Below are 13,348 nucleotides of genomic sequence, written 5' to 3'. Positions count from 1 at the left end.
TTGACCCAGCGGAAGGATAAATGGCGACCACGCAACTGGAACGGCCGGAACAAGGCGGCTTTGGCGCGCGCGTATCACGCGCGCTGAAAGCAATGCCGCGTGCCTGGAAGCGGTTCTGGCGGCTGGTTGCGTTCTATATGCCCAAGCGGCTTTATGCCCGCTCGCTGATCATCGTCATCGCGCCGATGATCCTTCTGCAGTCGGTCGTCGCCTTCGACTTCATGGAACGCCACTGGGCAACCGTGACGCAGCGCCTGTCGCAGGCCACCGTGCGCGACATCGCCGCGATCATCGACATGATCGAGACCTATCCGCATGATGGCGACTACGCCAACATCATCCGCATCGCCCAGGACCGCATGCAGTTGAAGGTCGACCTCTTGCCGCCCGACCCGTTGCCGGCGCCTGGACCCAAGCCCTTCTTCTCGATCCTTGACGACGTCCTTTCCACCGAGATCACCCGCCAGATCAACCGCCCGTTCTGGATCGACACGGTCGGCAATTCCAACATCGTCGAGGTCCGCATCCAGCTCGAGGGCAAGGTGCTGCGCGTCTTCGTGCGCCGCAGCCAGGCCTATGCCTCCAACACCCACATCTTCCTGATCTGGATGGTCGGGACGTCGCTGGTGCTGCTGACGATCGCCATCCCCTTCCTTCGCAACCAGATCCGGCCGATCCTGTCTCTGGCCGAGGCCGCCGAAAGCTTCGGCAAGGGCCGGCCGATGCCGCGCGATTTCCGCCCACGCGGCGCCGAGGAGGTTCGACGGGCCGGCTTTGCCTTCATCCAGATGCGCGAGCGCATCGAACGCCAGCTGGAACAGCGCACCGCCATGCTGACCGGCGTCAGCCACGATCTCAGAACCATCCTCACCCGCTTCAAGCTGCAGCTGGCGCTGGCTGGCGGCAAGCCCGAGACCAAGGCCGCGCTCAACCAGGACATCGACGACATGCAGTCGATGCTGGAAGGCTATATCGCCTTTGCCCGCGGCGAAGCGTCGGAAGATGCCGGCCATTTCGATCTCGAGGCCTATTTCCAAAAGCTCGGCGAGGAGGCGTCGCTGCACAAGCGCAAGCTATCGACCGTGCTTGCCGGTGATCCGGACGTGCATGTGCGCCCGCACGCTTTCGCCCGGCTGTTGTCCAATGTCGCCGGCAATGCCTTGCGCTATGCCAAGACGGTGGAGATCAGCGCCGATCACGGCCGCGGCTCACTCGTCGTCACCATCGACGATGACGGTCCGGGCATCCCGCCGGAAAAGCGCGAGGACGTGTTCAAACCGTTCGTGCGGCTCGACGAGGCGCGCAACCTCGACGCCAGCGGCACCGGCCTTGGTCTCTCTATCGCCCGCGATATTGCCCGCAGCCATGGCGGCGACATCATGCTGGAAGACAGCCCGCTCGGCGGCCTGCGGGCGGTGATCAAGGTGCCCGCCTGACCAAAGCATGATCTGGAAGGCGGGCTCGGCCAAAAACCACCTTCATCCGCCCGTCATGAAACCATGGTCAAGAGCGCGCATGAAGCGCGCGACCTCAGTTGATTCGGCTCAGCCGCCTTACTTCGACCTCGTGCATGCCCGGGTGCGGTGGAGCGAAGCGAGGGCAGCCGGCCCGTACCGCTATCGCATCAAGGCAACCGTCGACCCGAGCAAAGGACCGCCATGCGCATCCTGATGGTCACCGACGCCTGGCGGCCGCAAGTCAACGGCGTCGTCCACACGCTGGAGCGGCTCACCGAAACGCTGAAAACCTTCGACGTTGCGGTCGACTTCCTGACCCCGAACATCTTTCGCACCTTGCCGTTGCCGACCTACCCCGACATCAGGCTGGCGCTGACCACGCCCGGTCATGTCGCGCGGCTGATCGAGGCTCGCAAGGCCGACCATATCCATATCGTCACCGAAGGCCCGCTCGGCATCATGGCGCGGCGCTATTGCCGCAATGCTGGCCGTCCCTTTACCACCAGCTATCACACCCGCTTTCCCGAATATCTCAGCGCCCGCCTGCCGGTGCCGGAGAGCTGGGCCTATCGCTGGCTGCGTGATTTCCACAATTCGGGACAAGGCACGCTGGTCGCCACCCAGTCGCTGGCGGAGGACCTTGCGTCGCGAGGCTTCACCAAGCTCAGGCCGTGGACGCGGGGCGTCGACACCGATCACTTCCGCCCGGACAAGAAGAAGGACCTCGGCTTTCCCGGCCCGGTATTCCTGTGCGTCGGCCGCGTCGCCATCGAGAAGAACCTGAGCGCCTTCCTCGATCTCGACCTGCCCGGCAGCAAGGTGATCGTCGGCGAAGGACCGGAACTGGCTAGGCTCAGGGCGAAGTACCCGCAGGCGCACTTCCTCGGCCATCGCCCGAACGATGAGCTGGCCGAGATCTACGCCTCGGCTGATGTTTTCGTTTTCCCCAGCCGCACCGACACGTTCGGCAACGTCATCATCGAGGCGCTGGCCAGCGGCACGCCGGTGGCCGCCTATCCGGTCACCGGACCGATCGACATTGTCGGCGACGGCATCGGCGGCGCGGTGTCGACCGATCTGCGCGAGGCCTCGCTCGCCGCGCTCAATGTCGACCGCGCCGAGGCGCGCGAACGCGCCATGCGCTACAGCTGGAAAGCCTGCGCCGAAATGTTCATGGACACGGTCGAAGAGGCGCTGAGCACAAGGCGCAAGCTGGCCGCCTGACGCAATCTTCCTAAAACAACCTGCCGCCGTCCGGCACCTTGCGCTCGATGGCGCCAAGGACCACGGCGCCTTCCTCATCAGGGAAGCCGAGCGTGAGCACTTCCGACATGAACGGACCGATCTGGCGCGGCGGGAAATTCACCACCGCAAACACCTGCCGTCCCACCAGCGTTTCCGGCGCATAGTATTTCGTGATCTGTGCCGAGGATTTCTTCACGCCGATCTCAGGGCCGAAATCGATCTTCAGCTTGAAGGCGGGTTTGCGCGCCTCGGGGAAAGGCTCGGCCTCGACGATCGTGCCGGCACGGATGTCGACACGATCAAAATCGGCAAAGCTGATCTCGGGCTTGCGCGCGCTGCTCGAACTCATGGAAGCTCAAGCGTTGCCATAGGTCTCGAACAGGACGCCGGCCAGCGCATCCTTGGCCGAGGTTCCCGACCAGACAACGAACTGGAAGGCCTGGAAATAGCACTCGCAGGCTTCAAGCGCCGACGACAAAAGCACCTCGACCTGCTGGCTCGACGGTTCGACCCCGCCGGCGAGCAGCAGCGACTGGCGAAACATGATCGCGCCCTCCTGCTCCCAGAGATCGAAATGGCCAAACAGCATCTGCTCGTTGATCAGCGACAAAAGCCGCATCACTTCCAGCGCGCGGGCTTCCGGCACCTTGATGTCGAAAGCACAGGCCAGATGCAGCGCCTCGAAGTCCTCCATCCACGAGAAGGAGACGTGATAATCGGTCCAGCTGCCGGCAACCGAGATCGAGATTTCGTCATCGCCGGCCCGTTCGAAGGACCAGTCATTGTTATGGGCGACCTGCTCGATGACATCCACCGGATGGATTTCGCGGGAGAATTCGAGTTCGAGAAGTTCCATGGAATGCTTCCTGTGTTCAGGGGAGCGCCACACGCTCCGCGGGGCACACACGACGAACAATCTTGTCTTGAACTCGGACGGCCAGGACTTCACGACACAAAGACCCCGGACCGGACCCCACCGCCCGGCCGCATGACCCTGCTCCGAATCATGCAACAAATTCAGTCTATTGATCGGGAGTCGCGTGAACAGCCTAATTTTTCGTACTGCGTCATCAGCATGTGGAAAGGCGCTGTCACAAAGATTCATGCATTGCCGGTAAACGATTCACGGCAAAGCATTTTTTCGGATTGTGCTTTGTGGAAAAGTTCAAATTTTATTTTTTTGCTTTGGGCTTTGCCGCAGCCGCAGGTGCGGCCTGTCCGGTCAATTCGGCAAGCCTGGCCTCGAGCGCGTCGATGCGGGCGGCCAGCCTGGTGTTTTCATCGCGGGCCTTGGCAGCCATGTCGCGGGCAGCCTCGAACTCCTCGCGCTGCACCACATCCATGGTGTTGAGGATGCGCTCGGCCTGCCCCTTGAAGGCAGTCTCCACCTCGCGGCGCACGCCTTGTGCGGCACCCGCGGCATCGGTCATCAGCTTGGCGAATTCATCGAGAATGCGGTTCGGTCCGGTCGACATGGCAAATCCTCGCTTGCTGGAATTGACGTAGTGGCACTGCCTGCGGAATGCAAGAACGTTGAAGCTGGTGCGGCTTCATGTCGGACGCGATTTGGCTCACGGTCCGGCCGACAGATTGCTATTATCGCAAATGGATTCTTGGAACGACGGTTGCCGTGACGGACAGTGCGGACTTGGAGAAGCGCTTTGCAGCACTCGATGCAGCACTCGCAAAGGGCATTTCGGATGCCAGTGCGGGCCGGGTCTAGCCTGGCGACGAGGTGCTGGACAGGCTTGAAGCCAAATACAGGGCAATGGCAGAGAGAACCAAGTGAAGTTACTGGTCTTCACAGACCAGCGGCCTAGTTTTCCTCACGACTTGCTCCAGGCAAGAGTCACTCTCATTCAGGATCAACCAATGGCAACGCCCCCGCGCCGACCGACCAATCCGATGGAAGCCGCTGAAGCGGCCTTCAAGCCGGTCAAGAGACCCGCGCCTCCCGTTCGCGAACCCTCCGCCGCACCAAACGTTCGCGAGCTTGTCTCGATCAGGATCGATCGCGCCGTGCTCGACCATTTCCAGGAAGATGGCCCCGGCTGGCAAGACAGGATCAACGATGCGCTCAGGCAATTGGTCGCCGGCAAGCCGCAGGGTTGAGCCCGTTATCTCTGACGATCAGGCTGTCGTCACCTTGCCTTGACCCCGCCAAAACCCTGCCGCATGGTCCGCGCCCTAACGCGAGCCCTCCCGGGAGATCCTGTTGAACGACTATTTCCTGCTGCCGATGGCGTCGCTGTCCTTCCCCAACATCGACCCGATCCTGGTTCAGATCGGCCCGCTGGCGGTGCACTGGTACGGCATCGGCTATATCGTCGGCATCCTGTTCGCCTGGTGGTACGCCAAGCGGCTCGTCACCAACACAAGGCTGTGGCCTGATGGCGTCTTGCCGATGAAGCCGATCGACCTCGACGATTTCATCGTCTGGGCTGCCGTCGGCGTCGTGCTTGGCGGCCGCACCGGCTATGTGCTGTTCTACGATTTAAAGCGCTATATCGACCACCCGCTCGACATCTTCGCCGTCTGGCAGGGCGGCATGTCGTTCCATGGCGGCCTGCTTGGCGTCATCCTCGCCATGACGCTGTTTTCCCTCAAGCGCGGCATCCGCACCTGGACGCTGTTCGACGTGGTGGCAGCCGGCGTGCCGGTCGGGCTCGGCCTCGTCCGCATCGCGAACTTCGTCAATGCCGAACTCTGGGGTCGCGTGACCGACGTGTCGTGGGGCGTCGTCTTCTGCAACGAGCGTCTCCAGCAGACCGTGGCGGGTTGTGTCGCGGGCCTGGAGCCTCGCCATCCGAGCCAGCTCTACGAAGCGCTGCTCGAGGGCGCGGTGCTGTTCCTGGTCCTGCGCTTCCTCACCCATTCGCGGCTGAAGCTGAAGACGTCGCGCTTTGTCGGCGGCGCCTTCATTTGCGGCTACGGCCTGTCACGCATCTTCGTCGAGTTCTTCCGCGAGCCCGACCAGCAGCTCGGCTACCTCCTCGGCGGCTGGCTCACCATGGGCATGGTGCTGTCGCTGCCGATGGTGCTGGCCGGCATCTGGGCGATGGCCACCGCCAAACCGGCGCCGCAACCACAGCCGGCATGACACGGCTGAAGACCCGCATCGTCGACCTGATCGGCGCGCTCGGGCCCCTCCCCGTCAACGAGTACATGGCGCTCTGCCTGTTCGATCCCAGCGACGGCTACTACACCACGCGCGAGCCGTTCGGCGCCGCCGGCGACTTCGTCACCGCACCCGAGATCAGCCAGATGTTCGGCGAACTCGTCGCCGTCTGGCTCTATCAGGCCTGGCTGGCGATCGGCCGACCGCTGCCGGTCACCATCGCGGAGATCGGGCCTGGCCGCGGCACGCTGATGAAGGACATGCTTCGCACCCTGACGCGGCTCGATCCGGCTATCGCCGCCGGAGCCTCCTTCGCCCTGGTCGAGACCAGTCCGCGGCTGACTGAAATCCAGAAGCAGACGCTTGCCGAAACTTCGGTTGAGCTCGGCTGGCACGAAACCATCGCCACACTACCGCAGGCGCCGTTGCTGATTGTCGGCAACGAATTGTTCGACGCTGTGCCGATCCGCCAGTTCATCCGCGCCGGCGCCGGCTGGCGCGAACGGGTGATCGGCCTTGACGTCTCAGACGAGTTGAGCTTCTTCGCCGGCGCCGGCTCGGTCGAGGCGACGCTGCTGCCGGAAGACGCCGCCGAGGCGCCACAAGGCTCTATTTTCGAAATAGCACCGGCCCGCGCGGCACTGATGGCGACCATTGCCGAACGCATAGCCGACCACGGCGGCGCCGGGCTGTTCCCCGATTACGGCCATCTCCAGCCCGGTTTCGGCGACACATTGCAGGCCGTGCGCAGGCACGCCCCCGAAGATGTGCTGGCCAATCCCGGCGAAGCCGATCTCACCGCCCATGTCGACTTCGCTGCACTGGCCGCCGTCGTGCGGGCACATGGCCTCGATGTGGAATTGGCGACGCAGGGCGACTTTCTGCTTGGCATGGGATTGCTTGAGCGAGCTGGCCAGTTGGGCAGCCAGGCAAGCCAAGAGGCACGACAAACCATTGCCGATGCCGTCGAGCGCCTGGCCGGATCCGACGGCATGGGCACGCTGTTCAAAATCCTGAAAATCCTGCCGCATCAGCCAGTCTGACCCTCAGAGATCGTTACAAGCCGTCCCGCGACGCCGCCTATGGTCGCATGCCTGCTTTTGGCCAATGCAAAGTCGACGCGGCAGCACTGTCGCAATCACTCGGCCGAACTTCGCCTTGACGAAAACGCCGGCGCGGACAACAAACCCATCCATGCTGAATCAGACCAAACCGGATCCTGTTCGCTCGCCGCTGCTGGAAGCGGCCAAGCCGCGAGGTATCCGCCATGGCTATTTCACCCGTATCGGCGGCGTCTCCGGCGGCATCTATCAGGGACTTAACATCGGCACCGGCTCGGATGACGATCAGATGCTGGTCGCCGAGAACCGCCGCCGCGTCGCTGCCTGGATGGGTGTGCCGGCCAGCCATCTCCTGACCGCGCATCAGGTCCACTCGCCCGATGTCGTTATTGCCAGGGAACCCTTTCCCGGCCCGCGGCCCAAGGCCGACGCCATCGTCACCGACCGGCCGGGCATCGCCATCGGCGCCTCGACGGCCGATTGCGGCCCCGTGCTGTTCGCCGATGCTCAAGCGCGCATCATTGGCGCAGCGCATGCCGGCTGGAAGGGCGCTTTTACCGGCGTGCTTGAAAACACCATTGCCGCGATGGAAAGCCTTGGCGCCCGCCGTGAGCGCATCATTGCGGTTCTCGGTCCTTCGATCGGCCCCGACAATTACGAGGTCGGGCCGGAATTCGTCGCCCGTTTCGTCGAAGCCGATGCCGAAAACATCGGCTATTTCGCGCCTTCGGCCAATCCGGCGCATGCAATGTTCGATCTCAACCTGTATACGGTCGACCGGCTGAAGAAGGCTGGCGTGACCGCGCAGGGGCTTGGCCGCTGCACCTATGCTGAGGAGGATCTCTTCTTTTCCTACCGGCGCGCGACGCATCGCAAGGAACCGGACTACGGTCGGCAGGTTTCGGCAATTGTTTTGGAGAACGGATAATGGCGCTGCATTTCGAACGGTCGGAATTTGACGCCCGGCGTGACCGGTTGATGATCGAGATGACGGAAAAGAAGCTCGATGCTGTACTGCTTTTCGCCCAGGAGAGCATGTACTGGCTAACCGGCTACGACACGTTCGGCTTCTGTTTCTTCCAGTGCCTGGTTATGAAGGCTGACGGCTCTATGGTGCTGCTCACCCGCTCGGCCGATTTGCGCCAGGCGCGCCACACATCGATCATCGACAACATCGTGCTGTGGACCGACCGCGACGGCGCCAACCCGGCGGTCGACCTGCGCAACCTGCTCAACGACCTCAATCTCCTCGGCGCTCGCATCGGCGTCGAATACGACACCCATGGCCTGACCGCCTTCAATGGCCGCCGCGTCGACGAGCAGCTGCAGACCTTCGGCCAGATCGCCGACGCCTCCGGTATTGTCGGCCGTCTGCGCCTGTTCAAGAGCCCGGCTGAAATCGCCAAGGCCGAAAAGGCCGCCAACCTTTCCGACGACGCGCTCGAAGCGGCCCTGCCGCTGATCAAGCAGGGCGGCGACGAAGCGCTGATCCTTGCCGCCATGCAGGGCGCGGTGTTTGCCGGCGGCGGCGACTATCCGGCCAATGAATTCATCATCGGCTCGGGCATCGACGCGCTGCTCTGCCGCTACAAGGCCGGGCGCCGCAAGCTGACCAAGAACGATCAGCTGACGCTCGAATGGGCCGGCGTGTTCCATCACTATCACGCGCCGATGATGCGCACCGTGCTGACCGGCAAGGCGTCGAAGCGTCATCAGGAGCTGTTCGACGCCGCCCGCGCGGCTCTTCTGGCGGTCGAGAAGGCGATGACGCCCGGCAACACCTTCGGCGACGTCTTCGACGCGCATGCCCGCACGCTGGAGGCGCACAGCCTGACCAAGCATCGGTTGAATGCCTGCGGCTATTCCGTCGGCGCCCGCTTCACCCCGTCCTGGATGGACATGCCGATGTTCTACCAGGGCAATCCCGAGCCGATCGCGCCCAACATGACATTGTTCGCGCACATGATCATCATGGACTCCGAAACCGAGACGGCGATGACGCTTGGCCGCACCTACCTGACCACCGAATCCCAGCCGAAGCCGCTTTCACGCCATGATCTCGACTTGATCGTACAGTGAATCCATAATGGTTGGTCCACGCGGGGGCGTTCACGACTAAGGAGTTTTCGGGCAGATGAGACGATCGCATGTGACGACCGTGTCATTGCTCGCAGCGCTTGTGCTGGCCGCTTGCACCAACGCCAAGGACGTCCTTGAGCCGTCCGCCATCACGCCGCCGGCAGCCTCGGCTCAGCCCTTGGCTGCCCCGGGCATTGCGCCCGCCGCCACACCAGCGCCGGCCGTCGGCGCCACGACACCCGCCAACCCCGCGCAGAGCGCCGCCGCTTTGTCGAAGACCCGGCTGCAGATCGCGCCGATCGTCGGCGCCTCGGTGGAAGCGGCAACGCCGCTGACGGCCGAACTGCAGACACGCGCCAAGCAGCGCGGCATCACCCTTGCCGGCAGCGCCGACCAAGCCGCCACCCATGTGCTGAAGGGCTACTTCTCGACGATGACGGAAGGCAAGGACACCACCGTTATCTATGTCTGGGACGTCTATGACCCCGCCGGCAACCGGCTACACCGCATCAATGGCCAGCAGAAGGCGCCCTCGGTCAATGCCGCCGAAGGCTGGCCCGCGGTTGCACCCGCTACCATGCAGGCGGTCGCCGACCAGACGATCGACCAGTTCGCGGCCTGGCTCGGCGGCAGCGCCGGCTGATCCGCCTGTTACCGGCTTCCGTTCACTGTTGACGTTTTTGAGATTAGCCGGCGGATTCCCGTCAACGAGGCTTGCAATACCGGCACGGCTCGCTACAAGCCCGATTAAGAGGACCTCCCCATCCTTCGCCAGGAACGGTGCATGAAGCTTTTCGCGGGCAATTCCAACCGGGTGCTGGCCGAAGCGGTCGCCCGCTATCTCAATGTCCCGCTGGGCAAGGCCAGCGTCAGACGCTTCGCCGATCAGGAAATCTTCGTCGAAATCCAGGAAAACGTGCGCGGCGAGGATGTCTTCATCCTGCAGTCGACCTCGTTCCCGACCAACGATCATCTGATGGAACTGCTCATCATGATCGATGCCTTCATGCGCTCCTCGGCCAAGCGCATCACCGCGGTCATCCCCTATTTCGGTTACGCCAGGCAGGATCGCCGGGCCTCGGGCCGCACACCGATCTCGGCGAAGCTGGTCGCCAACATGATCACCCGCGCCGGCGTCGACCGCGTCTTGACGCTCGACCTCCATGCCGGCCAGATCCAAGGTTTTTTCGACATTCCGACCGACAATCTGTTCTCGGTGCCGGTGATGGCCCGCGACGTGAAGGCAAAATACAAACAGCTTGCCAATGTCGTCGTCGTCTCGCCCGATATTGGCGGCGTGGTGCGCGCCCGCGCGCTCGCCAAACGCTTCGACGCACAACTGGCCATCGTCGACAAGCGCCGCGAACGTCCCGGTGAATCCGAAGTGATGAACATCATCGGCGCGGTCGCCGGCAAGGATTGCCTGCTGATCGACGACATCGTCGATTCCGGCGGCACGCTGTGCAACGCCGCCGATGCGCTGCTCGCCAACGGCGCTACCAGCGTCACCGCCTATATCACCCACGGCGTGCTGTCGGGCGGTGCGGTCGCCCGGATCAGCGGCTCGAAGCTGCAGGAACTGGTGATCACCGATTCCATCCAGCCGACGCAAGGCGTGCTCGACGCCCCGAATATCCGCGTCATCTCCATCGCCGACCTGATGGGCGAGGCGATTTCGCGCACAGCGACCGAAGAGTCCGTGTCGAGCCTGTTCGATTAATCCATGTTGCCCAAAAGCGTGCCCACGGGCCTAGCTCGGGGGTAATCTCGTTTTGGAATCTGCCCCAAACCGTCGTGAAAGGAGCGCAACTGATGCGCAATCGAATCAAGGCTGCAGGCATCGCAGGAATGCTTCTCGCAATCGGCATCGCGAGCGCGGCCTATGCGCCGACAATCGCTCCGGTTTCGACCGCGCAGGCGCAAACGGAATATCTTCCCACCGAAAAGGATTTCATCGGCAAATGGAGCATCGCAGGGTCCGCAATCCGGCCACCGCGTGATCTGAAGGAGCCGGCGAAGCCCGACCAGGAAGCGGCTGCGACCGAATTTCAGCAGACTGTGACCGCCTTTTATGGCGCCTTCGACTATCTGGAGATCACGGCGGACGGCCGCTACAATTTTCACCAACCGGGTGACCCGGCATCGGGGCCTTGCGTCTGGTGCGGGACATGGTCGTTCAAGAACGATTCCCTGTGGCTCGAACTGGACACGGCGCCCAGGCTCGACATCTACGCCGAGGGCGGCGACATGCAGATGACCTACACGGCCGAGCCTGAAGAGACGTCACGATACAAATGGCTTGTTTTCAGCTGGACCAAGGCTGATTGAACTGAGGGGTGAGGCGTTCTCGCGCACGCCAACCGAAGCATCGGTGTCAAGCCCGATCTCCTGAGGCGGGCAGTCAGTCCATGGTTGCATTGTGCGAGGAGTTCACCATGGCCATACTGCCCCTCCAATCAACGGAGGAGTAGCAGATGCGGCGTAGGACTTTGCTCGGGCTCGCGGTTTCCATCGCAGCCACCCTTTCAGCACCGGCGGCCTGGGCCGCCGATTTTCCAGACCGGACCATCACCATGGTTGTCCCCTTTTCCGCCGGTGGCTCGACGGATCTGGTCGCGCGCCTAGTCGCCAACAAGATGTCCGAAAAGCTGGGCCAGCAGATTGTCGTCGAAAATGTCGGCGGCGCCGGGGGCAGCATCGGCGCTGCCCAGGTCGCCCGAGCCGAACCGGACGGCTACACGATCCTGATGGGCACGGTCGCAACCCACGCGCTCAACCCGCTGATCCTGAAGACAAAGCCCTACGATGCGGAGAAGGATTTTGCGCCGATATCGTTGCTCGTGCTGGTGCCAAACGTCCTGGTCGTGAACCCTGAATTCCCTGCCAAGGACGTCAAGGAACTGATCGAGATGCTGAAGAAGGATCCGGACAAATATGCCTACGCCTCATCAGGCAATGGCACCCCGCTCCATCTCTCCGGCGAGCTTTTCAAGACGATGGCCGGCGTCAGTATGCAGCACATTCCCTACAAGGGCGCCGGACCGGCCTTGAACGACGTTATCGGCAATCAGGTGCCGATGATGTTCGACAACCTCCCCTCTTCATCGGGCCATATCAAGAGCGGGACGCTGAGAGCGCTTGGCGTCACCACCAAGGAGCGCGTTCCCTCCTTCCCCGACATACCGGCCATTGCCGAAACCATTCCCGGCTATGAAACCTACAGCTGGAACGCTCTGTTCGCGCCCGCAGGCACGCCGCCGGAGTTCGTCGCCGTTCTTCAGAAGGCGGCAGTTGAAGCCCTGAAAGACCCTGATGTGATCGCCCGCATGGCCCAGTTCAGCGCCTCGATCGTGGCCTCCACCCCGGAAGAGCTTGGAGCGCATGTGAAGGCCGAACTCGCCAAATGGGAACCGATCGTCAAGGCCAGCGGCGTTCAGCTGGACTAGGGCCTACGACAAAGTGCTGCGGGCTTTTTCCTGGCGCTACGGCGCCGGGGCCTCAAGTCGAGGCTGAGCCCGCCGCATGCCTTCGTCGCGGGCGCCGCGCATATAGCCGCGCGGCGAGGCCCCGAGCATGCGCTTGAACATGGTTATGAATGCCGGCACGCTGTCATAACCGAGGTCGAGCGCCACCCTGGTGATCGGCTCGCCATCGGCGAGCCTGGGAAGTGCCGCAAACAGGCAGGCCTGCTGGCGCCAAGTCGACAAGGACAGTCCGGTCTGGCGCTGGAAGGCGCGGGTGAACGAACGGCGGCTCATGCCTGCGGCATCCGCCCACTCGTCGATCGTGGCGTGCGGCGAAGGTGCCGCGACAAAGCGTCGGCAGAGCGCCGCCAGCTTCGGGTCGGACGGGAACGGCAGCCCGAGCGGCCGTTCCGGCAAGGTCGGGATCTCGTGCAGCAACAGGTTCATGATCAGCCCGCCGCGGCCTTCCAGTTCGCCGCCTTGCGGCAGCTTTTCCGATTCTACGATCAGGCTGTGCATCAGCTCGGTGACGCCGACGACGCGCAAGCCTTCCGGCAGGCCGGGGATCGCGCCCGGCATGACATAGACCGAGCGCATCGAGACATCGCCCAGCATTTCGACGGAATGCTCGGTGCCGGCCGGTATCCACATTGCGTGGTCGGGCGGCACCATCCAGCGCCCGTACCTGGTCGTCACCAGCACGACACCGACCAGCGCATGCAGCAACTGGCTGCGGCTGTGGCGGTGTTGCGGCACGTGGTAACCATCGGGGTATTCGGTCGGCAAAGCCACCGCCGGCCCGGAAACTTCTTCCAGCCACTGCCAGCGGCTTTCATGCAATCGGCCGAGATCGGCATTGCCGACGCGGAAGATGTCCCTGCCATGTGGCATCGGCTATGGCCCACTTGCGAAACTATTGGACCA

The 13,348-nt window shown here is 63.2% G+C and carries 15 protein-coding genes; 11 read left to right on the top strand and 4 right to left on the bottom strand.

The genetic code is table 11. The annotated features are described in order from the left end of the window. Positions 1–20 precede the first annotated feature (20 nt). Both NKI32_RS02025 and NKI32_RS02020 read left to right on the top strand, forming a co-directional pair. The gene (locus NKI32_RS02025) at positions 21–1,436 is read left to right on the top strand and encodes an ATP-binding protein (protein WP_023672026.1); all 1,416 of its coding nucleotides are present in this window, start codon (positions 21–23) and stop codon (positions 1,434–1,436) included. Between the two features lie 222 nt (positions 1,437–1,658). Then, positions 1,659–2,681: a glycosyltransferase family 4 protein gene (locus NKI32_RS02020; RefSeq protein WP_023683722.1), complete on the top strand. Its 1,023-nt coding sequence runs from the start codon at positions 1,659–1,661 to the stop codon at positions 2,679–2,681. A 10-nt stretch (positions 2,682–2,691) separates the two neighbouring features. On the opposite strand, the gene NKI32_RS02015 is transcribed toward NKI32_RS02020, so the two are convergent. The 3 genes from NKI32_RS02015 to NKI32_RS02005 all read right to left on the bottom strand — a co-directional run bounded on the left by NKI32_RS02015 (position 2,692) and on the right by NKI32_RS02005 (position 4,177). After that, positions 2,692–3,051, bottom strand: a complete 360-nt coding sequence (locus NKI32_RS02015) for a tRNA-binding protein (RefSeq protein WP_023672028.1) — start codon at positions 3,049–3,051, stop codon at positions 2,692–2,694. A gap of 6 nt (positions 3,052–3,057) precedes the next feature. Then, on the bottom strand, positions 3,058–3,558 hold the full coding sequence (locus NKI32_RS02010; RefSeq protein ID WP_006202532.1) for a type III secretion system chaperone family protein: 501 nt from the start codon (positions 3,556–3,558) through the stop codon (positions 3,058–3,060). A 316-nt stretch (positions 3,559–3,874) separates the two neighbouring features. Beyond that, the gene (locus NKI32_RS02005; protein ID WP_353001671.1) at positions 3,875–4,177 is read right to left on the bottom strand and encodes an accessory factor UbiK family protein; all 303 of its coding nucleotides are present in this window, start codon (positions 4,175–4,177) and stop codon (positions 3,875–3,877) included. A gap of 397 nt (positions 4,178–4,574) precedes the next feature. Here NKI32_RS02005 and NKI32_RS02000 point away from each other — a divergent pair, with 397 nt between their 5' ends. The 9 genes from NKI32_RS02000 to NKI32_RS01960 all read left to right on the top strand — a co-directional run bounded on the left by NKI32_RS02000 (position 4,575) and on the right by NKI32_RS01960 (position 12,406). After that, positions 4,575–4,814 carry a BrnA antitoxin family protein gene (locus NKI32_RS02000; protein WP_023821596.1) on the top strand — a complete coding sequence of 80 codons (240 nt, stop codon included), beginning with the start codon at positions 4,575–4,577 and terminating at the stop codon, positions 4,812–4,814. Positions 4,815–4,917: 103 nt separating this feature from the next. Next, a complete protein-coding gene (lgt, locus tag NKI32_RS01995) occupies positions 4,918–5,802 on the top strand; it encodes a prolipoprotein diacylglyceryl transferase (RefSeq protein ID WP_353001669.1) in 885 nt (294 codons plus the stop codon). Further along, on the top strand, positions 5,799–6,863 hold the full coding sequence (locus NKI32_RS01990) for a class I SAM-dependent methyltransferase (protein WP_031201313.1): 1,065 nt from the start codon (positions 5,799–5,801) through the stop codon (positions 6,861–6,863). The genes lgt and NKI32_RS01990 overlap by 4 nt, the downstream gene beginning before the upstream one ends. Before the next feature lie 151 nt (positions 6,864–7,014). Further along, positions 7,015–7,809, top strand: a complete 795-nt coding sequence (pgeF, locus tag NKI32_RS01985) for a peptidoglycan editing factor PgeF (RefSeq protein WP_023695793.1) — start codon at positions 7,015–7,017, stop codon at positions 7,807–7,809. Then, positions 7,809–8,960 (top strand): M24 family metallopeptidase, encoded by a 1,152-nt coding sequence (locus NKI32_RS01980; protein WP_023695794.1) that lies wholly within the window; start codon positions 7,809–7,811, stop codon positions 8,958–8,960. The genes pgeF and NKI32_RS01980 overlap by 1 nt, the downstream gene beginning before the upstream one ends. 55 nt (positions 8,961–9,015) lie before the next feature. Further along, positions 9,016–9,603 (top strand): hypothetical protein, encoded by a 588-nt coding sequence (locus NKI32_RS01975; protein ID WP_023695795.1) that lies wholly within the window; start codon positions 9,016–9,018, stop codon positions 9,601–9,603. Positions 9,604–9,744: 141 nt separating this feature from the next. Beyond that, a complete protein-coding gene (locus tag NKI32_RS01970) occupies positions 9,745–10,680 on the top strand; it encodes a ribose-phosphate pyrophosphokinase (protein WP_023686119.1) in 936 nt (311 codons plus the stop codon). Between the two features lie 92 nt (positions 10,681–10,772). Further along, a complete protein-coding gene (locus NKI32_RS01965; protein WP_352459853.1) occupies positions 10,773–11,288 on the top strand; it encodes a hypothetical protein in 516 nt (171 codons plus the stop codon). Between the two features lie 146 nt (positions 11,289–11,434). Then, complete coding sequence (locus tag NKI32_RS01960; protein ID WP_353001667.1) at positions 11,435–12,406, top strand: Bug family tripartite tricarboxylate transporter substrate binding protein; 972 nt, start codon at positions 11,435–11,437, stop codon at positions 12,404–12,406. 36 nt (positions 12,407–12,442) lie between these two features. On the opposite strand, the gene NKI32_RS01955 is transcribed toward NKI32_RS01960, so the two are convergent. Next, a complete protein-coding gene (locus NKI32_RS01955) occupies positions 12,443–13,315 on the bottom strand; it encodes an AraC family transcriptional regulator (protein WP_353001665.1) in 873 nt (290 codons plus the stop codon). Between the last annotated feature and the right edge of the window lie 33 nt (positions 13,316–13,348).

The organism is Mesorhizobium sp. M0761, assembly GCF_040320205.1.
Lineage (GTDB): Bacteria > Pseudomonadota > Alphaproteobacteria > Rhizobiales > Rhizobiaceae > Mesorhizobium.
Note: the sequence above shows the minus strand (reverse complement) of the source record. Positions and strands in the feature narration are given on the sequence as shown.